The sequence below is a fragment of the Streptomyces calidiresistens genome (genome assembly GCF_014141525.1).
Classification (GTDB): Bacteria; Actinomycetota; Actinomycetes; order Streptomycetales; family Streptomycetaceae; genus Streptomyces; species Streptomyces calidiresistens.
This window is the reverse complement of sequence record NZ_VKHS01001118.1, coordinates 1-1,334: the sequence shown is the minus strand read 5'-3', so window position 1 is coordinate 1,334 and position 1,334 is coordinate 1. Positions and strand designations below refer to the sequence as shown.

The 1,334-nt window shown below is 75.2% G+C and carries 1 protein-coding gene; it reads right to left on the bottom strand.

Annotated elements, in window-relative coordinates:
* Positions 1 to 1,260, bottom strand: a 1,260-nt coding sequence (rocD, locus tag FOE67_RS25820) for an ornithine--oxo-acid transaminase (RefSeq protein ID WP_182667238.1), incomplete at its 3' end; no start/stop codon positions are given.
* Positions 1,261 to 1,334: the final 74 nt, after the last annotated feature.

Sequence of the window (1,334 nt, the reverse complement as noted above, 5' to 3'; positions counted from 1 at the left end):
GCGGCGGACGACCTCCCGCAGCCGCTCCAGCCCCCACACCAGATCCTCCTCGGTGATCACCAGCGGCGGGGCGATCCGGATGGTGGACGCCCGGGTGTCCTTCAGGAGCACGCCCCGCTCCAGCATCCGTTCCGAGACCTCCCGCCCCGTACCCAGCGCCGGGTCCAGGTCCACGCCCGCCCACGGCCCGCGCCCCCGCACGGCGACCACGCCGCTGCCGGGGTCCTCCCGCATCGCCGTCAGTTCGCGGTGCAGCGTCCCGCCCAGCTCGGTCGCCCACCGCTGCGGCTCACCCTCCCGCAGCATCGCGATCACCTCCAGCGCCACCGCGCAGGCCAGCGGATTGCCGCCGAAGGTGGAGCCGTGCTCGCCGGGCCGGTGCACGCCCACCACCTCGTCCGACCCCACCACCGCGGAGACCGGCAGCAGCCCACCGCCCAGGGCCTTGCCCAGCAGGTACAGGTCGGGAACCACCCCCTCGTGCTCGCAGGCGAGGGTGCGGCCGGTGCGGCCGAGTCCGGACTGGATCTCGTCGGCGATCATGAGCACGCCGTGCCGGCGGGTGGTCTCCCGCACCGCCGCCAGATAACCGGGCGGCGGGACGATCACCCCCGCCTCCCCCTGGATCGGCTCCAGCAGCACCGCCGCGCACGTGCCGTCGGCCGCCTCGATCGCGGCCTCCACGGCCCGGGCGTCCCCGTAGGGCACGATGTCGAAGCCGGGGGTGAAGGGGCCGTGGTCGGCGCGGGCCTCCTCGTCGGTCGAGAAGCCGACGATCGTGGTGGTGCGGCCGTGGAAGTTGTCCGCCGCCACCACGATCCGTGCCCGCCCGGCGGGAATCCCCCGCACCCGGTACCCCCACTTGCGGGCGGTCTTCACACCGGTCTCCACGGCCTCGGCCCCGGTGTTCATCGGCAGGACCCGGTCCATCCCGCACAGCTCGGCCAACTCGGCGCAGAAGCGGCCGAACAGGTCGTGGTGGAAGGCGCGGGAGGTCAGGGTCAGGCGGTCGAGCTGGGCGTGCGCCCGGGCCAGGAGCCGCGGGTGGCCGTGGCCGAAGTTGAGCGCCGAGTACCCGGCGAGCCAGTCCAGCAGTCGCCGGCCGGTGACGTCGGTCACCCACGCCCCGGCGCCCGAGGTCAGGACGACGGGCAGCGGGTGGTAGTTGTGCGCGGAACGGGCCTCGGCGAGCGCGATGAGGGCGGTCGGGTCGGGGGTCTCGTGCTCCGTGCTCCCGGCGCGGGGGTCGATGGCCGTCATGGTCGTGCTCCTCTCCGGCGGTCCGCCGCCCCCTCGCGGTGACCCGCCCGCGTCCCTCCCCCTCGGTCCGGAGC